Source organism: Collimonas pratensis, assembly GCF_001584185.1.
Classification (GTDB): domain Bacteria; phylum Pseudomonadota; class Gammaproteobacteria; order Burkholderiales; family Burkholderiaceae_D; genus Collimonas; species Collimonas pratensis.
In genome coordinates this window covers 1,760,448-1,783,355 of sequence record NZ_CP013234.1, presented here as the reverse complement: position 1 = coordinate 1,783,355, position 22,908 = coordinate 1,760,448, and the positions used below count along the sequence as shown (strand labels likewise).

The following is a 22,908-nucleotide window of genomic DNA, read 5'->3' as shown; positions in this document are numbered from 1 at the left end:
AACCATCATGCACATCTCTTTTCAAGTAGACACCGAACAAGGCTCGCGCCAACTCGACACCGACATCCATACGCTGATCGTCGCCGGCTGGGCCGGGCGCGATCACGCCGCCATCGAGCACCATATTGAAGAACTGGCCGCACTCGGCATCTCGCGTCCGAGCGCCGTGCCACTGTACTATCGCATCGCCAGCAACCAGCTGACGCAGGCGTCGCAGGTGCAGGTGGTCGGCCCGGATTCGTCCGGTGAGGTGGAAACCTTTGTCTTTGCCGCTGACGGCGAACTGTATGTCAGCATCGCCTCCGACCATACCGACCGCAAGCTGGAAGCGCACAGCGTGGCGCTGTCGAAGCAGGCTTGCGTCAAGCCGGTGGCAAGCAGCGCCTGGCGCCTGGCAGATGTGGCGGACTACTGGGATGAACTGGTGATCCGCTCCTACATCGAAGAAAACGGCGAACAGCTGCTGTACCAGGAAGGCGCGCTGGCCTCGCTGCGCACGCCGCAAGACCTGATCGCCGGCTACGCCAACGGCGCAGCCATCCTGACAGACGGCAGCGGCATGACCTGCGGCACGATGGCGGCGATCGGCGGTATCCGGCCATCGCATTCCTTTACAATGGAACTGTTCGATCCGCGCCGGCAACGCACGCTGCGCCATCATTACACGGTTGAAGTGCTGCCAGAAGTCGCCTGAACACAGCACTGACTTTATTTCACTTGCGAGAATGTATGACTGACACGCTCCCTACCCTGCACAGCTTATCCGAGGCCTTGCGCCGGCACACTACGAGCTCGGCTGCGCTTACCGAAGCGGCGCTGACGCGTGCGCTGGATCCAGCCGGCGAAGGCCGCCGCGTCTTCACCGAATTGTATTCCGCACCGGCCATGGCGGCGGCGCAGGCATCCGATCTGTTGCGCGCCAGCGGCCAGCCGCGCTCGCCGATCGAGGGCTTGCCGATTTCGGTCAAGGATCTGTTCGACGTCGCCGGCAGCGTGACTCGCGCCGGCTCGGTGGCGCTGAACGATGCGGCGCCGGCCAGCGTCAACGCGGTGGTGGTACAGCGCCTGCTGGCGGCGGGCGCGGTGATCGTCGGCCGCACCAACATGACTGAATTCGCCTACTCCGGGCTCGGCATCAATCCGCATTACGGCACCCCGCGCAATCCCTGGGACCGCGCCAATGCACGGATTCCCGGCGGTTCTTCCTCCGGCGCCGCGGTCTCCGTCAGCGACGGCATGGCGGTTGCCGCCATCGGTTCCGATACCGGCGGCTCGGTGCGCATCCCGGCGGCGCTGTGCGGCCTGACCGGCTTCAAGCCAACCGCGCGCCGCGTACCGCTGGAAGGCGTGCTGCCGCTGTCGGCGCAGCTGGATTCGCTTGGCCCGATCGCCGCCAGCGTCAGTTGCTGCGCAGTGCTGGACGCGATCCTGGCCGGCGAACCGGTGCCGGCCTTGAAGCCTTTTTCCTTGCGGGGCTTGCGCCTGGCGGCACCCTCCACGCTGGTGCTGGATGGCATCGATCAACAGGTGGCTGCGGCATTCGCGCGCGCGCGCGCTCGGCTGCAGGCGGCCGGCGCCCTGATCGACGACGTGGAAGTTCCGGAATTTGCGACTGCTGGGGTAATCAATGCCAAAGGCGGCTTCACTGCGGCGGAAGCCTATGCCTGGCATCGCAAGCTGATCGCCGAGCACGCCGCCAGCTACGATCCACGCGTGATTTCCCGCATACAGCGTGGCAAGGACATCAGCGCGGCCGATCTGCTCGACCTGTTCGCGGCGCGCAAACAGTGGATTGCAGCGGTTGAACAACGCATCGCCGGCTACGACGCCATGATCATGCCGACCGTCCCTATCATCGCGCCGCCGATCTCAGCGCTGGAAGGCAGCGATGAAGCCTACTTCGCTGCTAATGGCATGATCCTGCGCAATCCGGCGCTGATCAATTTCCTCGACGGCTGCGCCTTGTCGCTTCCTTGCCATGCTGCCGGTGAAGCGCCGGTGGGACTGATGCTGGCCGGTATTGGCGGCCAGGACAGGAAGATTCTGGAGATCGGCCTGGCGGTGGAAGCCTTGTTGCGCAACCACTAAAGAGCAGAGTCATGCGGGGTCAGAGTTTTTTTACGACGGCTGTATCGTCGTAAATTACTCTGACCCCGCATGACGGATTCGGAGAAAGATTCGGCGCACCACATAGTTTTTCTACCGGAGAGGCATGCACTCCGTAGTGCCGCTAACTGGGGTCAGAGTGAAGTTTCTGCAAAAAGCGCGCAGAAAGTTCACTCTGACCCCATTTAGCTGCGTGTCTCAAGCGCGACGGAAAATCGGGGGATGGTTTTACCGCGTTTTAGGAAATTATCGATAAACGCAATTCAGCCAGGCTGAACGCTCAGTGATCAACCGCCAGCCTGGCAACTTGCAGCACTTCACCGCTGTTCGTATTCTGGACGAAGGCGACGATGCCGAAGCGGTCGGCGCGCAGGTCGGCGGCGATGCTGTCGAGCGCCAGCTTTTCATGGATCTGCACCATGCCGTTTTTCAGCGCGAACGGGCCCAGCCAGCGCCGCACCACGTAGTCGTGATGCAGGGTGACCCCGCCGTTCTCGCCGGCGGCCACGTTCGACACCAGCTTGTTTTCATACACCGCGACATAAGCATCGTGGCCATCCTTGGAATCCTGGCGCAGCTTGACGCTGGCAGCGAGGTCGAAACTGCGTGGCGCGGTGCCGGACAATTTGATCGCGATATCGGCCGGCGACGGCTGTGCCGTGATCTTGGCTATGGCGGCGTCGAACGCGTTGCCGGAACTCCAGCGCCTCAGCTCGCGGCCGCCGGCAAAGATTTCGGGGGTGTACACCAGCGTGGTTTTGGCATAGCCCGCCAGCTCCTGCTGGCGCGCGGTGAAACGATGATCGCCGAAGCGATCCTTCCAGCCGAGGTTATCCCAGTAATCGACATGCAAGGCTAGCGGCACTATCTGCTCCGGCTTGGCCTGGGCGCCCAGCCTGGACAGCCACTGGTCGGCCGGCGGGCAGCTGTTGCAGCCTTCGCTGGAATACAGCTCGACCAGGGCGACCCGGTTGGCCGGGCTCTGCGCAGAGTATTCGACGGCGTGGGCGCTAGCGGAAAGTCCGAGCGCAAGGGTCCCCAGAGCAAAGGTTTTAGTAAGGTTGATAAAAATAGTCACTTGCATCTCCTGGCTGAACATGTGCAGCTTGGTCGTAGCGCAAGCCACTTTCCTTACAAATCCTCCAGGTTTCCGGTCCGTGCGCTATGGCGCCCGGTACAGATTGATCACATCCCGATCCACCCGCACCAGGTTCTGGCCGGCATCGACCACGAATTCCGCGCCGTTGAAGGATTGCCTGGTCAACAACAAGATGGCGTCGGCGATTTCGGCGGTCGGCGCGATATAGCCTAGCGGCGTCGAACGCGCCGACGAGTACTCGAAATCGGCCTGGGTCTGGTCGCCGCTGGGCGTCATCAAGCCAGGATACAGCGCATTCACGCGCAGCACCGGCCCCGCCGACATGGCCAGCATCGCGGTCAGGTTGCCGAGCGCCGCCTTGGCGACCGTATAGCTGAAATCCTCTGGATGAAAATTCGCCTTCACCTTCTGGTCCACCACATTGATCACCACGCCCTGCTGGCCGCGCTGGCTGGCTTGCCGGTGAAACGCCTGGGTCAGCAGCAGCGGTGCACGGCAATTGACTTGCCAAGAGCGCTCCAGGTCATCCAACGCAAAATCGGCCAGCGTGTCCGGGAAAAAAATCGCCGCGCAATTGACCAGCACGTCGAGCCGGCCGAAGCGTTCATAAGCGGCGGCGATCATTGCCGTCAGTTGCGGCGGCGACTGCAGGTCGGCCTGGTGGGCGACGGCAACGGCGCCGCTCGCGGCAATCGCCTGCACCGTCGCCAGCGCGTCCTGCTGCGAGCCGCCGTAGTGCACCACCACGGCATAGCCTGCCGCGGAGAAACGCTCGGCGATGACCCGCCCTACCCGCTTGGCGGCGCCGGTGATCAGCGCCACCGGCTGCTGCGCGGCGGGGGTGCTCAATGCTTGCCGGCAGCGGCGGCGCTGCCATCCATGAATTGCGCCAGGCGCAGGTCGAGGTCGGTGACGCCGTTGGCGTCGTGCGTGGTCAGCAGCACGGTGACGCGGTTGTACACATTGGACCACTCAGGATGATGGTCCATTTTCTCGGCCAGCAAGGCGACCCGGGTCATGAAACCGAAGGCGGCGTTGAAATCGGCAAACTTGAAGGTCTTTTCAATCGCATCGCGGCCTGCGGTCGCAGTCCAGGTAGTCAGGGTCTGCAAGGCGGCGGCGGCGCCGATATGGGTGGAATGAGGCATGGAGATATCCGTCCGTGAAAACCTCAATTCTATAACCGGAAGCACCCGGCTGCGCACTTTTGCGCGGTCGGACGCTTCCTTGCCGGCGATTCATGGCTGCGGTGGCAGCTTGCGGTCAAAAAAATCGACGATTTCAGCGTTCAGCCTGGCATGCAGCGCGCTCCGGTCGATGCCGGCGGCATCGTTGCAGATAGCCGGGGCGGCAGCCTTCAGCGTCTCGCTACAGGGCGCCAGGAACACATAGTGACCGCCCGCGACTTCGCCGCGCTCGACGCTGGCCGGCAGCAGGCTTAGCAGATGATCGGTATTCCAGCGATTGCGCAGGACCTGGTCGTCGCTGGCCTTGTAGATGCGCAGCGGAATCGTGACATCGGCCACGCCCTTGGCGTCGAACATGACGCTGAACGGCGCCATGGCGACTGCTGCGCGCACCCGTTTATCCACAGGCAGGGCCCGGCCCGGCCGCGTCACTACCGTCTTCTTTTCTGCACTAGGGTCGCACAATTCATGGTCGTCCGCATGCGCCGAACAGTAAGCCACGATCAAGGACATGTCCGGCTTGGCGCCGGCCATCACCATGGTGGTGTAGCCGCCCGCCGAGAATCCGGCCATGCCGATGCGCCTGGTGTCAATCGCCGGCGCCAGGCGCGGGTCGGCCAGCACCGCATCCAGCGTGGCTACCGCTTGCCATGGACGGCCTATGATCTGCTGGTCGGTGCCGCGTCCCTGCGGCTGGTCGTGGCTGTCGCCGAGGTGGCGCGGCGCCGCCACGATATAGCCGTGCCGGGCCAGCGCTTCGGCCAGATCGGCATGGCCGAACTCGCCGCCGCCGCTGCCGTGCGAAATGATCACCAGCGGATGCAAGCCGGGGGTCAGCGGTGCGCCGCGGGTGGCGTGGATCAGATAGGGGCCGGCTTGCCATTCGGTTTGCGCCGCACTGGTGGGATACCAGACGGCGACCGGTACTACATATTCGCCGCTGGTGCTGAGGCTGAGCATGCCGACATTGCTGACCTGGTCAGCGGCCAGCACCTGCTGCACCAGTGCGCTGCATAGCACCATCCAGATCCACATCACTGCGCGTAAGTAGGGCATAGCATCTCTCCGAGGGGATAAGCCGGCTGCATGCACCGGGGATGAGTGCAATTGTAGGGGGCAGCGGTTTTTCGCACCTGACCGGGATTGCTCATTTGCATTAAACATTAAAAGATGCGCAAGCCGACCACTTGATCGCTGGCACGGAAAAGTCAACAATAACCTTCCCCGGATATTTTTTGCCGGCTTGTCAACCGAAGGCCCGGCGCCTGGCGTTAATGTGAAACAAGCAAAGCAGCAAACCAAGCTGAAAACGGCATAAGCGCCGCCATCTACCATCAATAGGGGAACACCATGAATACCAGAATCGTTGCTGTCATGTTATGCGCAGTTGCACTGGCTGGCGCCGCTGGCAGCGCCAGCGCCAAGGGTTGCCTGAAAGGCGCCGCGGTAGGCGGCGTGGCCGGCCACTATGCCGGCCATCACGCAGTGGTTGGCGCTATCGGCGGCTGCGTCGTCGGGCGTCACCTGGCGAATAAAAAGGCGGCTGAACAGGCAGCGGCGGCACATGCCGCGCAACCGGCTGCCGCCAAGTAAACATGCGCCTGGCTTGGCCAGGCCGCCGCACAAAGCCCGCGCCGGACACGCTTCGCGCGGGCTATTTTTTGCGCCGGCACTGAACCAGGCTTGTTGGCATAATGGTTGCCCCTCCTGCACATCCTTCGGGCAATATGAAATTCCTCGCAATCTCAGGTAGCCTGCGCGCCGCCTCGCATAACTCCGCCCTGCTGCGCGCCATGGCCCGCCTGGCGCCGGCCGGCGCCAGCGTCGAAATGTGTGGCGGCTTGGGCGACCTGCCGCTATTCAATCCCGACATCGAGGTCAGCGATCCGGCGCCGGTGGCTGCCCTGCGCGCTCAGATCATCAGCGCCGATGCCCTACTGATCGCCAGTCCCGAATATGCGCACGGCATCACCGGCGTCATGAAAAATGCGCTGGACTGGATGGTAGGCTGCGTAGCCTTCGTCCTCAAGCCGATAGCCTTGCTGAATGCGTCGCCGCGCGCTGTGCATGCACAGGCGTCGCTCAGAGAGATCGTCACGATGATGTCGGCGCAGATCGTCGAACCAGCCTCGATCACCGTGCCTATCCTGGGTTCAGGCTTGAGCGAAGAGCAGATCGCCGTCCATCCGGAAATTTCCGCCGCATTGCGCGCAGCGCTTGAAGCCTTGTGCGCCGCCGTGACTACCGGCCGCGCAGCCCGGCTCTAGTTTTTAGTTTGCGGTATTGGTATTAGCGGAACGCCAGCAGCAACACCAGCGCCAGTGCAGCCGGCAAAGCCTGTATGAACAAGATCTTGCGCCCGACTGTGATGCCGCCGAAGACGCCGGCGACGATCACGCAGGCCAGGAAAAAAATCTTGATCGAAAGACCGGCATCGCCCAGGCAGATGCCCCACGCCAGGCCAGCGGCCAGGAAGCCGTTGTACAGTCCCTGGTTGGCGGCCAGCACTTTCGAAGCGGTGGCAAATTCTTGCGTCAGCTTGAAGGTCTTGCGGCCAAACGGCTTATCCCACAAGAACATTTCGAGCACCAGGAAATACACATGCAGTAGAGCGACCAAGGCGATCAGCAGGTTGACGACAGTATTCAAGACAGGCTCCCTATTATCGGATTATTGGATTATTGGATTATTGGATTATTTAGTTTATTCAAGCGGCATGGCCGAAGGCCGGCGGTTTTTACTGCGCCCGCCTGGTCTAAGGTTTCGCCTCAGCCTGGCTGGCGAGCTGCGCCGACAACTCGGCATCCAGAGCGGTCACCCGCTGTACCGCAGGGCGGGCATTGATCCTGTCGATATACGCCTGGATCACCGGCGACATCGGCACCAGCTGGAAGCCGGTGGTCCAGGTCAGCGCCGTGCCCCACAAGATGTCGGCAGCGCTGAACCTTTCGCCCAGCATGTACGGCCCCTTCTGCAACTGGTCGGTGAGCGTCTTCAGCATGGTGTCGAAATCGCCGTAGGGGCACATCGTCGGCGATGGCGGCGGGTTCTTCTGTGCGCGGTCGACCAGCGCCGGCTCAAAACAGGAACCGTAATAGACCATCCAGCGCAGGTACGGGCCGCGCAAGGGATCGTCGAGCGCCGGCGCCAGCCCCTTGTCCATGTAGAGGTCGGCCAGGTACAGGTATACCGCGCCTTGTTCCGTGATGAGGGCCTCGCCATGCCGGATGGCAGGCACCTTCCCCATCGGGTTGACCGCCAGATAAGCCGGGCTGCGCTGCTCGCCGGCTTTCATGTTGAGGGTATGCAGCTCATAATCGGCGCCCAGTTCTTCCAGCAGGATGCGGGTGCCCTTGGAGCGGGTGTTCGGACAATGAAAAAAAGTGACGCGGCGTGTCTCTGTCATGGCGCTTTCCTTTTGATTTTAAGCAGCGATTGGAACGCCTAATATATCCCAAGGAGCGATGACACATTAAGAAACAAATCCGGCTTCTTCATCTGCCGGGCTAGTCGAAATCCTCTATTTTGACGGCAGAAAACGTAATTTCATTGTCTTATCGACAAAACGCACGCAGCGCCTTGGCAGCTGGCCAGAAGCACTACGCGCTGCCGTTTCCCATAGATAAATCACATCGAAACCGGCAGCCATGACGCATGTCCGCCCTGGCTACCCGCTGTAAATGAGCGGTGAAAAGTGTAAGTAAATGCACAGGACACATTTTTCCGGGCCTCGCTTCGTACAATCGATAGCACTGGAAATATTCAGGAGCGCACATGAAACAGCATCTCAGCATCGCAGCAATCATCTCCGGACGTTTTTCGTCTTTCGCGGCCGCCTCGAACAAAGCGCCTGGCGGCCCTACCCCGGGTGGCCCTACCCCGGGCGGCCCTGCTGTCATCCTCAAGAATCCGCCGCCGCCGGCCAAGCAGGAAGCCGAGCCGCATTCGCGCGCCGGACTGGTGTGGAGCCCCGGGTTCTGGGATTATGTGGATGGTTGGTTCGTATGGGAAGCCGGTCATTGGGAACTGGCGCGCACCAACCAGCATTACCTGAGGCCGGGGTGGCAAAAAGTGACACACGGTTGGAAGCTGCAACGCGGCGAATGGCGCGTCACGACGGTCAATTTCATCAGGAATGGCGCCAAGGCCAAGGAACAGGAAGAGCTTTCAGGACAACAGTACGATCCGCTGGCGGCATTCCGCTAGACGCAAATAAAAGCCGCAGCGCGGCTTGCCTATACAAAAATCGCCATGCCTTGGCGAATTTTTTTCGCCTGAGCGAATTACCCCGCCCGTTTCAGCAGCGCATCGCGATGCGCCTGGCTGCGTTCCTGGCAGCGGAAGCAAATCCAGCGGCGCGACTTGTTGCGCATCACGAAGTCGCCCTCGGTCACCGCCACTTCGCCCTGATGATGTGAACAATAGCGCTTGCCGGTCACGTTTGCCGTGGCCTGGGTCACCAGCGCCAGCCGGTCTTGTCGCTGTAGATATGCGGTCATTGCTGATTCTTCCTTCTACACATGCTGGTTTGCTGCAGACGCCTGGAGTGCTCGCCTGCCATGCCTATTTTCCAAATGGATTGATATTGACGGCATCTTTTGGCTTATCCGATGCCGCGTCTGGAGAGCTGCCCTTGCCTTGCGCGGCAACGACACTGACGCCACGCTTCGCCGTGCCCGAATCCTCGGCCGCCCAGATCGCATAGATGCTGCCCACACCCAATGCAAGCGCAGCGGCCAGCCAGGCCAGATTCGATTTGTTCATCTCGCGTCTCCGTACGTCATCGCCATTCTGTAAAAACACATTACGCTGACTTCGCCGTTGCTGCCGTTGCTACCGTTGTTACGTCACCGCCGCGAACCGGAATGGCCGCAGCGGTGAGGTCCAGCTCAACTTCTACAAAAAACCCGGATGCGTGCTTTGCCGATCAGCGCGCAAAATCCGACGTGTTCTTGACGAAGGTATTCAGGTTAGAGATGTTCAAGCTGCCGAAGCCAGTCGCCGCATCCCAGCCCTTGGCGGCTTTGTAGCCGTAGGAGCTGCTGGCGCCGTTGGTGCCGGAAGTGACGTCATGCAACAGCGAGGCGTTGGCGGCCAGCGGGAAGTACTTGTAAAAACTGGCTGCCGGGAAGCCCAGGCCGTTGGCGTTAGCCGATTGCAGGCGCGCCCACACGCCCGTAAAGATCGGCGCCGCCAAGCTGGTGCCGCCTACTGTGCCGGTCTGGCCGTTGTAGTAGATGGTGGCGCCGCTGGCGCTGGCGGCATCAAAGGCGATGTCCGGCAGGCCACGGGTGGTCTTGCCTGCGGTGATCACGCCCTTCTGGTAACTAGGCGCCGCTTCGTACTTGCTGAAGCCGCCGCCGGTTGCCCACAGACGCTTGGTCGGATCGGAATCGCCCTGGTCGTCGTAGACGCCGATTGCGCTCAAGCCTTCGTTCCACACGGTTTCGCTGCTGTAGGCGCCGGCGTTGGTGTACAGCGTGGTGCCGCCGACCGCGATCACGTACGGCGAGCTGGCCGGTTCGCTAACGTCATAAGTCGATTTGTTTTTCGGTACGCCAGGCGCGCCGGAAATCGAGCTGGTCTGGCAGTTGTAGGTGCCGGCGTCGCCTGTCGAAATCGAGAAGGTCTGGCCTTGCGCTACCGCCTGCTTGAACACATTGTCGTCAGCAGCCTGGGTGCCGGTGCTGTGGGTATCGGATTCGCAGCCGCCGAGCGAGACATTGATGACTTTCGCCACGTTGTCAGTCACAGCCTTGTTGTACGAAGCGGTGATGCTGCTGAACTGCATGTCTGGCGACGCGTAGAAAATCAGTTTCTTGACGCCGCCGGAAGTGCCGGTGATGGTCTGGCTGTCCAGGTTCCATTCGACCTGGCCGGAAGTATCGCTGTAGTCGCTGCCGGCAGGACCGGTCTGCACCACCGATGTGCTGACGGTGGCCAGGCCCTTGGCCGTAGTGAACGCCTTCAGGTCGGTAATCGTCGGCGAGATATCGCCTTCCGAGATGATGCCGACCGTGGTGTTGGAGGCGGTAGGCGTGCTGCCGGCGTTATAGATTGCTGGGAATTGCGCAGGGCTGTGCGGCGTCGCCACCGGCGTTGCAGCTGGTGTGACCTTGGCTTGCAGTGCGCTGCCTGGCGCAGCATCCAGCACGAAGCGGTGATGCGTCTGCGCCAGCGCAACGTTTTGCAGGCCGAGCACCGAACCGACGATGTTGCTCAGGGAGGCCGGCACTTGCGCTGCATCGGTATTGGCGAAGACATTGCGGCCGTCTTGCTGGAAGCGCTTCAGCCCGGTGCGGAAACCGGCTTGCACCGTCGCCGCGGTACCGTCGGCCGAGACCAGCTGGCGGTTAGGCGAGACGCTGATGTTGATGAAGCCCGATTTGCTCAGATGGGCCACCACGGCAGCCACATCTTTTTCTGTCGGCGCAAACTTTTCATTGAATTGCGCAGGCGTCAGGAACTTGCCGTAGGCAGCGCTGCCCGGTGTATGCAGGTCTTGCAGGAACTGGTCGAGCTTGGCCTCGTTGCGCAGGTTCAGGCTCAGTGTCACATGTACTGGTTCGCCTTGCGCCAGCTGCACGGCGGATTCTGCCGCGGTCACTACGCTAGCGTCAGCCGCCACGCTCTTTTGGTTAGCCTGGACCTGGGGCAGGAAAGCCTGGGTCTTGGTGGTTACCCAAGTGCTGTTGTCGGCCACGGCAGCGTGAACGGACAAGGATGCAAACACCAGCGACAGCGCGATAGACAATGCCGAAGCCTGGGGAAACGTGAAACTTCCTGCTGGTACTTTCGCTGCTTTGATTCTCGATTTCATATACTTATTCCTCTTGAATGGAACAAATGAAGGACGCCACAGCCTTGCAGGGCGATCTGCAATGCAAAGGGTGTTGGCGCTGGAATCTGCAACGCGGGTAGCGCTGCAGCGGATAACGGAACTAGTCCGTTAAGGGGTTGGCGACAGCGTTAAGGCTGCCTGTGCCGGAAGATGGGGAAGCTGTGGCGCAACAGGTATGCGGCGCATGCAAAAGCAGAAATTTCAAATCGGGTCTGACGCAAATCATGGGACTTCCCTCTTGAGGATTAACAGCGGCGCCGGTTACTCTTTTGGAGCGGGCGCCGTGTAAAAAATCAACGCTATGCATCTTGTTCCTGCAACTTCAATATGCTTTTTCGATGAATCAGAATAAATCATTTATTTCCGAGTGGCAATGAAAAATAATCTGATATTTTCTTCTATCGAAGCGCGTATTCCGTTCGCGGTTTTCGACAGAAGAAAATTTTATTTCATCGACTGTTTTACATATAGTTAGAACAAGCGGGTGCAGATAGGCAGCACCATCAGCAGGAAAAAAAACGTTCCGCCCGCGGGGAGCAGGCGGAACAAACGGCGGGAGCACCGAGGATATTGGTCCAGAAGCAGGCCTCGACAAAGACCTGCTTACTTCATTAATCTCCGTAAAAATCGGCGGGATTCTTCTTGCGACAGCAGACTCCGAGCCAACAATTTACTATTTAATATTTATCGTTTTCATCTCTGCAGCAGAAACATGAAAAGATATGAAAATATCAAATTCATGCTTCTTGAACATCAACATACCTATGAAAAATTTCTTATATACATACAGGTCTGTATAGTTCTTGAGACTTATAATATGACAGCTGTCAGCACATGTAAACAGAATTTATTAGAGCGCTTTTTCTGCCGCGGACAATTTAGTTGGTAACTGATAAAGCTTGAATGTGCACAGCGGATTTCAAATGTCAAACCGTGCGCCGGATAATTGCGCCAGCTGAAATCCTGCCGGCCGCTCAAACCAGCGGCATTACCGCCGCCGGAAAATGACTTTCATCCCCCGGATACTCCGGCGTCCATTGCGGAAAAGATGAAAACATTTAGTTAAATTCAGCCTTGTTCCATGCCGCGGATGTTACATGACGGCGCAGATTTATTTTGCCAGCCGCGCGATAAATATCGAACGCGGCAAGCTCGCCCACAAGCTTGCGGCGACGATCAGCGCACCGCCGACCCAAGCCAAGACACTGAGTTGTTCGCCCAGCCAGAATGCAGCGAACAGTGCGCCAAACACCGGCTCGCTTCCCATCAGCAGAGAAACTCGCGTCGGATCGCTCTGGCGGACCGCGTAATTCTGTGCAAAAAAAGCAAAGATAGTGCAAAACAAAACCAGGTATAGCGTGGCCATCCAGAAGCCGGCGGCGTGCGGCAAGGACGGTAGTCCGCCCTGCATGAAGAGACCGGCGATCAGCAGGCAGCCCAGTCCGACCACGCCGGATTGCACCGCGGTCAAGGCCAGCGTCGACATGCTGCGGTTTTGCGTCAGGCGCTTGGTCATGCACACCATCACTGCGCGCAGTAGGGCAGCGGCCAGCATCAGGCCGTCGCCCAGGCTGAATGTCAAACTGCTGCCGTAAGTCAGCAACCAAGTGCCGGACAGCGAGACAAAAGCCATCACGAAAGCGTTGGCGGCGGGGCGCCGCGCCATCAGCAGCCATTCTGCTAGTGGCGTAAACACGACACACAGGCTGATCAGGAAAGCGGCGTTCGAAGCTTTGGTGAGGGCGACGCCAAAAGTTTCGCATGTCAATATCGCAAGCAGGATCGCTCCTAACGGCAAGCCCGCACGCAACGCCGCCCTGCCTTGCGGCTGCGCCAGCTGGTGCAGGCTGGGCAACAACAGCAGGAAGGTCATGCCGAAGCGCAGCGCCAGGAAACCGAGCACCGGATAAAACGCCAACGCCTGTTTGGCAACGCCATAACTGCTACCCCAGACCACCGCGACCAGCAATAACAGCAAGTCGGCGATCCAGATTTTTTTTGGAGGAACAGCGGAAGCGGATGTCGGAGCTTGCATGGTTTGTCGCTGGCTGTGCTGGGTTCAGTAAGAAAAAAAATCCCGTCCGGCGTGGGGGCCAGGCGGGACCAAAGGCAAAATCGCCTAGGATAAAACGGCAAGAATTGTTGCTGCCGGCTCCATATGAAAAACAGCGGACCAGGAAGAAGTCCGCGCTCCGCATAGGTGCTTATTATGTTTTACTGGAACAAATACGATAATCTATCGGCTCGGAACAACACTTGTACCCAACGGGAATAAATGAGCAATCATCGATACATCAAGCTGATGCCGGATATGGCGGTGTTCGTGCGGGTGGTGGAAACCGGCAGTTTTTCTGCCGCGGCAGCGGAACTGGGCATGACGCCGTCGGCTGTCAGCCGCCAGGTGTCGCGGCTGGAACAGGCTTTGGCGGTCAGGCTGCTGGAACGCACCACGCGCAAGTTGCGCCTGAGTGAATCCGGCAACGAGGCTTTCCAGCGCTGCCAGGAAATGGTCAACGCCGCCAAGACAGCGATGGAGGTTGCCGACAAATTCGTTGCAGCGCCACGCGGCCTGCTGCGGGTAGGCATGCCAAAGGCGTTCGGCAAGGCGGTAGTAGCGCCGCTGGTGCCGGGCTTCCTGAAGCAATATCCGCAGATCGACATGCAGCTGATTCTCAATGATCGCCAGTTGAACCTGCTGGACGACGATGCCGACCTGGTGATCCAGATCACCCGCCATCCGGTCGAAGGACTGGCAGCGCGGCCGCTGATGTCGGTGGCGCAGGTGCTGTGCGCCACGCCGGAATATCTGGCGCGGCATGGCACGCCGCGCCAGCCGCAAGAGTTGTGCGGCCACAGCTGCCTGTCGCTGGGAGAAACGCCTGGCGACGCTGACTGGCGCTTCCTGCACAAGGGCGAAGCCACCATCGTCAAGATCAGCGGCCGCTACGTCGTCAATCACAGCGAAGCACGGCTGCAAGGCGTGCTGCAGCACCTGGGGATCGCTTGCCTGCCCTACTTCACCGCGCGCAGCGCGATCGAGCAGGGCCTGGTCAAAGTGCTGCTGAGCGACTGGGAATTCGTCTCGGCCTATCAAGGCACTGCCTACATACAGTATCTGCCGACCCGCTACCTGGCGCCCAAGATGCGGGTGTTCATCGACTATCTTGTGCAGCATCTGGCAGCAGACCTCAAACCGCTGGAACGGCCGCGGCTGGCGATCAGCACATGAAGCGCATCCAGCCCGGCAAAGCGGCGCTGCTGGCGGTTTTCCTGTACGGGATGAGTGCGCTCTGCAGCGCGCAGCAGCTGGTGATCGATACCGGCCACAGCACAGAAAAGCCGGGCGCCACCGGCCCGGCCGGCAAGCGCGAATTCGACCTTAACCGGCAACTGACGGTCACCCTGGTCAAGGCTTTGCGCGCCCAAGGCGCGCAGGTGACGGACGTCGCCGCGGCCGGTTCGCCGCTATCCCTGCAGGCGCGTACCAAAGCCAGCAGCGGCGCAGCGCTGTTCGTATCCATCCACCATGATTCCATGCAGCAGGCTTGGCTTGACGCCGGCAGGAGCCGAGAGTTTTCCGGTTATGCGCTGTTCGTATCCGCCAGCAAGCCGCAATACGGACGCAGCCTGGCATGCGCAAAAGACATCAGTCGCAATATGCTGGCGATCGGTGAACACCCATCGCTGTACCACGCCACCCCGATTCCCGGTGAAAACCGGCCCTTGATCGACAGCGACCTGGGCATACATCGCTTTGACGATCTGGTAGTGCTTAAAACCGCGCAATCGCCGGCGCTGCTGATTGAGGTCGGCGTGCTAGCCAATCCGGATGAGGAACCGCGCCTGGCGGCGCCGCAGTTTGCCGAGCGCGCCGCCAACGCGATCGCCAGCGGTATTCGCCAATGCCTGTCAGAGCCGCAATAGCAGGCTGTTGTGCAAATCAGGCGGCTTCTGCCTCTGCCGCCCGGTTGGCTGCCGGCATATGCGGCTGGCTGAGAAAACCGAACACCATGGCAGCCGACAGCAGCGTGATCCCGGCCAGGATGCATAACAGGATATGGAAGGCGTCGGCATAGCTCTGCAACAATAGCGCATGGCTGGCTTGCGGCAGTAATTGCAATGCCTGAGGCATATCACCCATTGCCAGCCGCTGCGCCGCTTCGGCCAACTGCGACGCCGCGGGGCTCGGCAAGCCATGCAGGCGTGCCTGCACCAGTGCGGCAAGAATCGCCGCAACGATCGCCAGCGCAACCCCCTCGCCCGCTACCCGTGTGGTGCTGAATATGCCGGCGGCCATGCCGGCCCGCTCCTTCGGCACAACGCTGACCGCCAGCCCATCCATCAGGCCCCATGGCAAACTGATGCCAAAGCCGATGACCAGCATCGGCAGCAACAGTCCGGCAACAGCCTGTCCCGGTCCGGCCTGCGCCAACCACAGCAGGCCGCCGGCGCAGATCAGTAAGCCGGTGCCGGCGATCACGCCGGCGGCAATCCAGCGCGTCAGCAGGCCGGCGACAAATGGCAGCACCAGCATTGGCGCCGACAGCGCCATCATCATCTGTCCTGCCTGCATCGCGCTGTAGCCTTCGATACCGATGAAGCGCAGCGGCAGCAGCACCAGCAGCACCACATAGGAATAAGCGGGAGCGGCCGCCAGGAATTGGACGCCAATGAACCGCGGGTAGCGGAACAGCGACAAGTCCAGCATCGGCCGCTGCACCCGGTTTTCAATCACGATAAAGGCCAGCAGCAACAGCAGCGAGGCGCCCAGCAGCAGCAAGGTCGGACGACTGTTCCAGCCGCTCTGCGGGATGCCGAGCACACCATAGGTGAACAAACTGAGGGCGGCGGTAAAGCTGATGGCGCCTGGCCAGTCCAATCCGCTGGCGCCGGGATCGCGCGATTCGCGGACGCAGCGCAAACCGGTCGCCAGCGCCAGCGCGGCAAGCGCCGCCACGCACAGGAAGACCGCACGCCAACCGAAACCTTGAATCATGGCGCCGGCCAGCACCGGCCCGAACGCCAGGCCAACACCAAAAGTGGTGCCCAGCAAGCTGAAGGCGCGGGTGCGCGCATGGCCTTCGAATTCTTGCGCGAGGGTCGCCATGCCACCTGAAAAGGCGGCAGCACCGGCCACGCCCTGCAGCGCCCGCAACAGATCCAGCCACAAGATGTCGGGAGCCCAGGCCAATGCCAGCGAGCTCAAGACGAAAGCGGCGATGCCTAGGATGAACACGCGCTTGCGGCCGTAGCTGTCAGCCAGTGCGCCGGCGGCCATCAGGCAACTGCCGAACGCCAGCATGAAGGCGTTAGTGATCCAGTTGAGGGCAATCGGACTACCGCCCAGCGCCTTGGCAATCGCCGGCGTCGCCACCGCCGGGCCGGTAAAGCTGAGCGGCAGCACCAATGCCGCCAGGCAAACAGCAGCCAGCACGAGGATGCGCTGGAGCGACGAGCGGGCATCGCTGGAGTGGAGAGTATCGGGCATGGCGGCTTCCTTTTCAGATCAAGTGATTTGGATGATATAGTGGCCTTAATTGTCTTTAAATCACCTGAATGTCCACTATATACGGACAAAATATCCTCAATGGGAAACACATATGGATAGCCTGAGCGGCCTGGCGGCCTTCGTGCAGGCCGCCGAAACCAGCAGCTTCGTGGCGGCCGGCCGCCGGCTGGGCGTCTCGGCTTCTGCCATCGGCAAGAGCATTGCCCGGCTGGAGGCGAAACTTGGGGTGCGCCTGTTCCATCGCAGCACACGGCAAATCAGGCTGACCGACGAAGGCACACTGTTTTTCGAACGTTGCCGCGGTATCCTGGACGATATCGAGGATGCGCAAAACGAGCTGCTGAAATCGACCGAAGCGCCGCGCGGGCGCCTCAAGATCAGCTTGCCCGCGGTCGGCTACCGGCTGCTCAGCAAGCAGCTGTCGGCCTTCATGCAAGCTTATCCGGAAGTCGAACTCGATCTCGATTTCAGCGACCGCATGGTGGACGTGATCGAAGAAGGATTCGATGCCGTGATCCGCAGCGGCAGCCTGGCCGATTCGCGCCTGCTGGCGCGCAGCTTGTGGCCGTACAGCTTCATGATTTGCGCCGCGCCGGACTACTTGCGCCGCCAGGGCCAGCCGCAACGGCCGCAAGACCTGCTGCAGCATGCCTGCCTGCGCTACAAATTCCTTTCCAGCAGCAAGCTGCAAGACTGGGTCTTGCGCAGCGAGCAAGGCGCGCCCGAACTGCGGCTGCCGGCAACCCTCACCTGCAACAACATCGAAGCCTTGTTGGCGGCGGCCGTCAACGGCCTCGGACTGGCCTATCTGCCCTCGTTCGTGGTGCAGGAAGCGCTGGCCGACGGCCGTTTGTGCACAGTGCTGGACGACTATGCGGTCAGCCACGGCAGCTTCTCGGTGCTGTGGCCGTCCAGCCGTCACATGCTGCCGCGCTTGCGCGTGTTTGTCGATTTCCTGCGCGCCAGCAACGTTGCCGCGCCACGCAAGCGGAGCAGGCAAGAGCGCGAATGAAGCTGCCTGAAACGCCATTTTTTACGCAATGTTTACAGCAGCATCATCCCTTTTTAGAGAATCTTTACGTCACCGCTGCTAATCTGTAACTACCAAAACGACCAGTAGAACCCTTCTATGAATCAGGTAATTTCAGCAGCATCGACATGGCATTTTTCATTGCTTCCAGAAGCAGTATCAAAAAAAGTGCAAGCCGCCGTCTTGCCTTTCCCGCTCCACCTCAAGAGACATGAACATCCCTCCACGCAAAAAGATTTCATGATGCTCATCACGGTCGATACAGCCTCGGTGTCTGAGCTGCGCCGGGTCATTGTCAGCACCTGCGGCGACCTCATGGTCTACATGCGCGTCAAGCCGGTAGAACATGCCAGCAAGATGAAATTCTCCCTGTGCCTGAACAAGAAATCGATCGACTCCGTCATCGGCAACATCATGCGCGCCCTGCCGCAGGCCGAGTTCGGCCGCATCACGCCGATGCTGTCGGCATAAGCGCCGCCGGCGCCTTGCTGCTGCCGGCATTCTGCTGCAAACATTCTCAACTCTTATTGAAATCAGAACATCATGACCACCTTTGAAGGTATCTGGGTTCCTCTCGTCACGCCTTTCCGCCAAGGCAAGCTGGATCTCTACAGCGCGCAGCAACTCGCATTAAGCCTGTCCGGCGCCGGCGTCCACGGGCTGGTAGTGTGCGGCACCACCGGCGAGGCGGCCACCTTGAATGAACACGAACAGGACAAGCTGCTGTGCGGCGTCCTGGAAGCGGTGCAAAACCGCTGCCCGGTGCTGATGGGTGTCAGCGGCAGCGATACCCGCGTCGTCGCTGAAAAAATCAGCCATCTGAATACGCTGCAACCGGCCGGCTTTCTGGTCTCGGCACCGTCCTACGTACGGCCGTCGCAAGAAGGCATACGGCTGCACTTCGAAGCCGTCGCTGCCGCCGCGCACTGCCCCGTGGTGCTGTACAACATCCCGTCCCGCACCGGCGTCAACATCGAGCCGGCTACAGTGATCGCGCTGGAGCGCCAGGCCAATATCGTCGCCATCAAGGAATGCGGCGGCAGCCTGGCGCAGACCACGGAACTGATCCATCACAGCAGCCTGAAAATCCTGTGCGGCGACGATGCCGCGCTGTTCAACACGCTCTGCCTGGGCGCCCACGGCGCAATTTCCGCTGCCGCCCATATCCGCCCCGATCTGTTCGTGCGCCTGTTTGAACTGGTGCGGGCTGGCCAGATCGAACGCGCACGCATCCTGTTCAAGCAGCTGCTGCCGGTGATCCAGCTGCTGTTTTCCGAACCCAACCCGGCGCCGGTGAAAGCCGCGCTGGCGCTGCAGGGCCATATCCAGGATGAGCTGCGCTTGCCGATGACGCCGATGTCGGCGGTCGGCCGGGTCAAGCTGGCGCGCGCGCTGGATGCATTGATGGCGCTGCCGTTTGCCATGAAAATCGAAAAACCGGAGTACGCCATCGGTGGCAGATCGCGGCAACTGGGGCTGGTGAGATGAGCCGTTCATGATCCTGACCATCGCTTCTGAACATGCCTCCACCGTTGCAACCGATATCGCCGCTTCGCTGGCCGCCGCGATAGCGCGGCGGCGCGCACGCGCCGGGCGCAATGTGTTGCTGGTTTATCAAAACCCGAAATTGCCGCAGGCCGGCTGGCTGGCGACGGCAATCAAGACCGGCGCCGAAATCCGCGGTATCGCCGCTAAAGATATCGGCGCGGAACTGGCCGCTGCCAAAAGCAGCTATCACGACATCCTGGTGCACCTGCCGAAACACGACGATGCCGGCGCGCGCGGTGCATTGGCGCAGGCGGACCTGGCCCTGTTCGCCATTACCGCCGAAAATTGGCAAACGGACGGCCCGCTGGCAGCCAGCATGCGCGCCGCCAGCATACTCAAGCCGGGCTTGCCGCTGGTCGCCTTGATCGACGACAGCGCGGCCGGACAGCATGTCATGTCAATCCTGTCTGCCAGCATCGGCGGCTTGCGTTTTCTGCATCTGTCAGCGACAAAACGGGACGACGTCTCGGTCGGCGCCTTGTACCAGGCGCTGTACGGTCACTGCTGCAGCGCCTGACTGCCGGCACCCGCATCCAGGCAGAATTCCGTCCGGATTGTGGCCGAATTGTAAGAAATACGGCGGCGGACAGGGTATTCCCTTCCGCCGCCGGGTTTACATACGCGATGCACACAATGCTTGCAAAAAAAGCTTGTTAAGTGTTCAATCGCCTTATGAAAATTTCCCCTGCACTCCCTATATGGTCCATTGCGGCTCCGATAGTCGGCTGGCTTTTGCTGGGCGGCGCCAGCTTCAACCTGGGCGGCTTCTATACATTACTGCTGGTGGCCGGCCTGCTCGGCAGCGTGCTGGCGGCGGTCTACCACGCTGAAGTGGTCGCGCACCGGGTCGGCGAGCCCTACGGCACGCTGGTGCTGGCGCTGGCGGTGACCTTGATCGAGGTGGCGCTGATCGTCTCGCTGATGCTGGCCGGCGGCGAGGAAACCACCGGGCTGGCGCGCGACACGGTGTTTGCCGCCATCATGATCATCCTCAACGGCATTGTCGGCATCTGCCTGCTGGTCGGCGCCAGCCGCCACAAGGAACAAAGCTTCGGCCTGCTGGGCGTGAGCGCTTCGCTGGCGACGCTGGCGGCGATTGCGGTGCTGACCCTGGTCCTGCCGAACTACACCTCGAGCGCGCTGGGGCCGTTCTACAGCAAAAGCCAGCTGGCCTTCATCGCCATCATTTCCCTGATTTTGTATGGCACTTTCGTGCTGGTGCAAACCGTCCGTCATCGCGATTATTTCCTGCCGCAGGAAGCCGTCGCCGACGAAGACGTGCATGCGCCGCCGCCATCCGGCAAAGTCGCGGCCATCAGCGCCGGCCTGCTGCTGGTATGCCTGGGCGCGGTGGTGCTGCTGGCGAAGTCGCTGGCGCCGGCGCTGGAAACCGCGGTCGCCAGCATGGGTGCGCCGAAAACCCTGGTCGGCATCATCATTGCCGCGGTGGTGCTGCTGCCGGAAGGCCTGGCGGCAGTGCGGGCGGCCCGTGCCAACCGCTTGCAGACCAGCCTCAACCTGGCGCTGGGCTCGGCGCTGGCCAGCATCGGCCTGACCATTCCAGCGGTGGCGATCGTCTCGCTGACGACCGGCCTGACGCTGTCGCTCGGCCTGGATATCAAGTCCACCGTGCTGTTGCTGCTGTCCTTCATCGTCGCCACCCTGTCGCTGGGCACCGGCCGCACCACGGTGATGCAAGGCACGGTGCACCTGGTGATCTTCGCGGTCTACCTGTTCACCACGATTGTGCCTTAAACGGCTGGCAATCCCCGCTGTTCCAAGGCTGGGTTAGCGCAGACTAACCCAGCCGGCACGATTTTCAACTCTCCCGCGCTACTCTCGTCTCCTCCGTTATTTTCCCTATCTCCCGATTTTTGCACTAATACGTAGCGGCAGCCATCCGGCCCGAGGCCGGCTTCCCTTTGGGCACCACGCTGGTGCAGCCATTTCACAGGGCAAACAGATTTCACCAAATCCGGGCGCAAAGCCTTTCCCTCAAGCCTTGCTGTCTCGTTGAAATTTAAGCACGGGTATAAAAATCGCCGCTACGCGCCTTAGCAGGCCATTGGCATGCATTCTGCTATAGGGATGTGGTAGTCCATGCATTCCGGTTACTTGCCGGCGTCCATACGGCGCACTGCTTTTTTTTGTCCGATTTTTGTTCTGGCTTCACGGTTTGCTTTACAGCTGCTTGTTCATATTTCACTACAGCATAGTTCACTACAGGGAGAGAAAAATCATGTCACGTCGCACCGTTCTGAAAGCCACCGCACTCGGCGCTTTCGCCCTTGCCGCTAGTTCCTGGCTGCCGTCCGCCTTCGCCGCGGACACCATCAAGGTCGGCATCCTGCATTCCTTGTCCGGCACCATGGCGATTTCCGAGACCTCGCTGAAAGACGTGGCCTTGATGACCATCGACGAGATCAATGCCAACGGCGGCGTGCTGGGCAAGAAGCTGGAACCGGTGGTGGTCGATCCGGCCTCCAACTGGCCGCTGTTCGCTGAAAAAGCGCGGCAGCTGATTTCGCAGGACAAGGTGTCGGTGGTGTTCGGCTGCTGGACTTCGGTATCGCGCAAATCGGTGCTGCCGGTGTTCAAGGAACTCAACAGCCTGCTGTTCTATCCGGTGCAATATGAAGGGGAAGAGCTGGAGAAAAACGTGTTCTACACCGGCGCCGCGCCGAACCAGCAAGCGATCCCCGCCACCGAATACCTGATGTCGAAAGAAGGCGGCGGCGCCAAGCGCTTCGTGCTGCTGGGCACTGACTACGTCTACCCGCGCACCACCAACAAGATCCTGCGCGCCTTCCTGCACAGCAAGGGCGTCAAGGATAGCGACATCGACGAGGTGTACACCCCGTTCGGCCACTCTGATTACCAGACCATCGTCGCCAATATCAAGAAATTCTCCGCCGGTGGCAAGACCGCAGTGATCTCCACCATCAACGGCGATTCCAATGTGCCGTTCTATAAGGAACTGGGCAATGCCGGCCTGAAGGCGACCGACGTGCCGGTCGTGGCGTTCTCGGTGGGTGAGGAAGAATTGCGGGGAGTCGACGCCAAGCCTCTGGTCGGCCACCTGGCGGCCTGGAACTACTTTGAATCGGTGAAGAATCCGGTGAATACCGCTTTCATCAAGAAATGGAAAGCCTACGCGCTCGCCAAGAACCTGCCGAACGCCGCCACCGTAGTCACCAACGATCCGATGGAAGCGACCTATGTCGGCATCTACATGTGGAAACAGGCCGTCGAAAAAGCCAAATCCACCGACACCGACAAAGTCATCGCCGCCATGGCCGGCCAGAAATTCAAGGCCCCGTCCGGCTATGAATTGGAAATGGACGCCACCAACCATCACCTGCACAAACCGGTGATGATCGGCGAGATCAAGGCGGATGGGCAGTTCAACGTGGTCAACAAGACCAAGACCACGATTCGCGCGCAGCCTTGGAGTCCTTATATTCCGGGGAATGAGGGTAAGCAGAAGCTTTGATGGTTGGGGTTGTTTTTTTAAAGGCGAATGCGATCGTATTTACTCCGTAGCCCGTTAAATGGGGTCAGAGTAATTTTCGCAAAAAGCCGCGAAAA

At 60.6% G+C, this 22,908-nt stretch carries 24 protein-coding genes; 13 read left to right on the top strand and 11 right to left on the bottom strand.

What is annotated here, in order from left to right:
- Positions 1 to 7 precede the first annotated feature (7 nt).
- The gene (locus CPter91_RS08185; protein ID WP_061939185.1) at positions 8 to 694 is read left to right on the top strand and encodes a DUF2848 domain-containing protein; all 687 of its coding nucleotides are present in this window, start codon (positions 8 to 10) and stop codon (positions 692 to 694) included.
- Positions 695 to 729: 35 nt separating this feature from the next.
- Complete coding sequence (locus CPter91_RS08180) at positions 730 to 2,088, top strand: amidase (protein WP_061939183.1); 1,359 nt, start codon at positions 730 to 732, stop codon at positions 2,086 to 2,088.
- A 298-nt stretch (positions 2,089 to 2,386) separates the two neighbouring features.
- Here CPter91_RS08180 and CPter91_RS08175 read toward each other — a convergent pair whose 3' ends face one another.
- From CPter91_RS08175 to CPter91_RS08160, 4 genes are all read right to left on the bottom strand, one after another.
- Complete coding sequence (locus CPter91_RS08175) at positions 2,387 to 3,190, bottom strand: DUF1223 domain-containing protein (protein ID WP_236906037.1); 804 nt, start codon at positions 3,188 to 3,190, stop codon at positions 2,387 to 2,389.
- 78 nt (positions 3,191 to 3,268) lie between these two features.
- Positions 3,269 to 4,054 carry an SDR family oxidoreductase gene (locus CPter91_RS08170; RefSeq protein WP_061939179.1) on the bottom strand — a complete coding sequence of 262 codons (786 nt, stop codon included), beginning with the start codon at positions 4,052 to 4,054 and terminating at the stop codon, positions 3,269 to 3,271.
- A complete protein-coding gene (locus tag CPter91_RS08165) occupies positions 4,051 to 4,353 on the bottom strand; it encodes a 4a-hydroxytetrahydrobiopterin dehydratase (RefSeq protein WP_061939177.1) in 303 nt (100 codons plus the stop codon). Before CPter91_RS08165 ends, CPter91_RS08170 begins: the two co-directional genes overlap by 4 nt.
- A gap of 90 nt (positions 4,354 to 4,443) precedes the next feature.
- Positions 4,444 to 5,448, bottom strand: a complete 1,005-nt coding sequence (locus tag CPter91_RS08160) for an alpha/beta hydrolase family protein (protein WP_167595139.1) — start codon at positions 5,446 to 5,448, stop codon at positions 4,444 to 4,446.
- A gap of 294 nt (positions 5,449 to 5,742) precedes the next feature.
- Here CPter91_RS08160 and CPter91_RS08155 point away from each other — a divergent pair, with 294 nt between their 5' ends.
- Both CPter91_RS08155 and CPter91_RS08150 read left to right on the top strand, forming a co-directional pair.
- Complete coding sequence (locus tag CPter91_RS08155; protein ID WP_061939173.1) at positions 5,743 to 5,985, top strand: hypothetical protein; 243 nt, start codon at positions 5,743 to 5,745, stop codon at positions 5,983 to 5,985.
- A 134-nt stretch (positions 5,986 to 6,119) separates the two neighbouring features.
- Positions 6,120 to 6,659, top strand: coding sequence for an NADPH-dependent FMN reductase (locus CPter91_RS08150; protein WP_061939171.1), 540 nt, complete (start codon positions 6,120 to 6,122; stop codon positions 6,657 to 6,659).
- A 22-nt stretch (positions 6,660 to 6,681) separates the two neighbouring features.
- On the opposite strand, the gene CPter91_RS08145 is transcribed toward CPter91_RS08150, so the two are convergent.
- The gene (locus tag CPter91_RS08145; RefSeq protein WP_061939169.1) at positions 6,682 to 7,041 is read right to left on the bottom strand and encodes a DUF1304 domain-containing protein; all 360 of its coding nucleotides are present in this window, start codon (positions 7,039 to 7,041) and stop codon (positions 6,682 to 6,684) included.
- A 106-nt stretch (positions 7,042 to 7,147) separates the two neighbouring features.
- The gene (locus CPter91_RS08140; RefSeq protein ID WP_061939168.1) at positions 7,148 to 7,798 is read right to left on the bottom strand and encodes a glutathione S-transferase family protein; all 651 of its coding nucleotides are present in this window, start codon (positions 7,796 to 7,798) and stop codon (positions 7,148 to 7,150) included.
- Between the two features lie 368 nt (positions 7,799 to 8,166).
- Between CPter91_RS08140 and CPter91_RS08135 the strand changes: the two genes are divergently transcribed.
- Entirely contained in the window at positions 8,167 to 8,598 is a 432-nt protein-coding gene (locus tag CPter91_RS08135; protein ID WP_061939165.1) for a hypothetical protein, read from the top strand.
- 77 nt (positions 8,599 to 8,675) lie between these two features.
- Here the strand turns inward: CPter91_RS08135 and CPter91_RS08130 are convergent, their stop codons facing one another.
- The 4 genes from CPter91_RS08130 to CPter91_RS08115 all read right to left on the bottom strand — a co-directional run bounded on the left by CPter91_RS08130 (position 8,676) and on the right by CPter91_RS08115 (position 13,268).
- Positions 8,676 to 8,891 (bottom strand): hypothetical protein, encoded by a 216-nt coding sequence (locus CPter91_RS08130; protein ID WP_061939163.1) that lies wholly within the window; start codon positions 8,889 to 8,891, stop codon positions 8,676 to 8,678.
- A 64-nt stretch (positions 8,892 to 8,955) separates the two neighbouring features.
- Positions 8,956 to 9,156 (bottom strand): hypothetical protein, encoded by a 201-nt coding sequence (locus CPter91_RS08125; RefSeq protein WP_061939161.1) that lies wholly within the window; start codon positions 9,154 to 9,156, stop codon positions 8,956 to 8,958.
- Positions 9,157 to 9,319: 163 nt separating this feature from the next.
- On the bottom strand, positions 9,320 to 11,212 hold the full coding sequence (locus tag CPter91_RS08120; RefSeq protein ID WP_061939159.1) for a S53 family peptidase: 1,893 nt from the start codon (positions 11,210 to 11,212) through the stop codon (positions 9,320 to 9,322).
- A gap of 1,132 nt (positions 11,213 to 12,344) precedes the next feature.
- Entirely contained in the window at positions 12,345 to 13,268 is a 924-nt protein-coding gene (locus CPter91_RS08115) for a DMT family transporter (RefSeq protein WP_061939157.1), read from the bottom strand.
- 240 nt (positions 13,269 to 13,508) lie between these two features.
- Between CPter91_RS08115 and CPter91_RS08110 the strand changes: the two genes are divergently transcribed.
- Entirely contained in the window at positions 13,509 to 14,462 is a 954-nt protein-coding gene (locus tag CPter91_RS08110; RefSeq protein WP_061939155.1) for a LysR family transcriptional regulator, read from the top strand.
- A complete protein-coding gene (locus CPter91_RS08105) occupies positions 14,459 to 15,157 on the top strand; it encodes an N-acetylmuramoyl-L-alanine amidase (protein WP_061939153.1) in 699 nt (232 codons plus the stop codon). The genes CPter91_RS08110 and CPter91_RS08105 overlap by 4 nt, the downstream gene beginning before the upstream one ends.
- 16 nt (positions 15,158 to 15,173) lie before the next feature.
- Here the strand turns inward: CPter91_RS08105 and CPter91_RS08100 are convergent, their stop codons facing one another.
- Positions 15,174 to 16,721 (bottom strand): MFS transporter, encoded by a 1,548-nt coding sequence (locus CPter91_RS08100; protein WP_061939151.1) that lies wholly within the window; start codon positions 16,719 to 16,721, stop codon positions 15,174 to 15,176.
- A gap of 112 nt (positions 16,722 to 16,833) precedes the next feature.
- Here CPter91_RS08100 and CPter91_RS08095 point away from each other — a divergent pair, with 112 nt between their 5' ends.
- From CPter91_RS08095 to urtA, 6 genes are all read left to right on the top strand, one after another.
- Complete coding sequence (locus CPter91_RS08095; RefSeq protein ID WP_061939149.1) at positions 16,834 to 17,754, top strand: LysR family transcriptional regulator; 921 nt, start codon at positions 16,834 to 16,836, stop codon at positions 17,752 to 17,754.
- Between the two features lie 117 nt (positions 17,755 to 17,871).
- On the top strand, positions 17,872 to 18,243 hold the full coding sequence (locus CPter91_RS27270) for a hypothetical protein (RefSeq protein ID WP_236905976.1): 372 nt from the start codon (positions 17,872 to 17,874) through the stop codon (positions 18,241 to 18,243).
- 72 nt (positions 18,244 to 18,315) lie between these two features.
- Positions 18,316 to 19,260, top strand: coding sequence for a 4-hydroxy-tetrahydrodipicolinate synthase (gene dapA / locus CPter91_RS08085; protein WP_061939148.1), 945 nt, complete (start codon positions 18,316 to 18,318; stop codon positions 19,258 to 19,260).
- Positions 19,261 to 19,267: 7 nt separating this feature from the next.
- On the top strand, positions 19,268 to 19,837 hold the full coding sequence (locus CPter91_RS08080; protein ID WP_061939146.1) for a hypothetical protein: 570 nt from the start codon (positions 19,268 to 19,270) through the stop codon (positions 19,835 to 19,837).
- A gap of 155 nt (positions 19,838 to 19,992) precedes the next feature.
- Positions 19,993 to 21,075: a calcium:cation antiporter gene (locus CPter91_RS08075; protein ID WP_061939144.1), complete on the top strand. Its 1,083-nt coding sequence runs from the start codon at positions 19,993 to 19,995 to the stop codon at positions 21,073 to 21,075.
- Between the two features lie 484 nt (positions 21,076 to 21,559).
- Positions 21,560 to 22,813, top strand: a complete 1,254-nt coding sequence (gene urtA / locus CPter91_RS08070; protein WP_061939142.1) for an urea ABC transporter substrate-binding protein — start codon at positions 21,560 to 21,562, stop codon at positions 22,811 to 22,813.
- Positions 22,814 to 22,908: the final 95 nt, after the last annotated feature.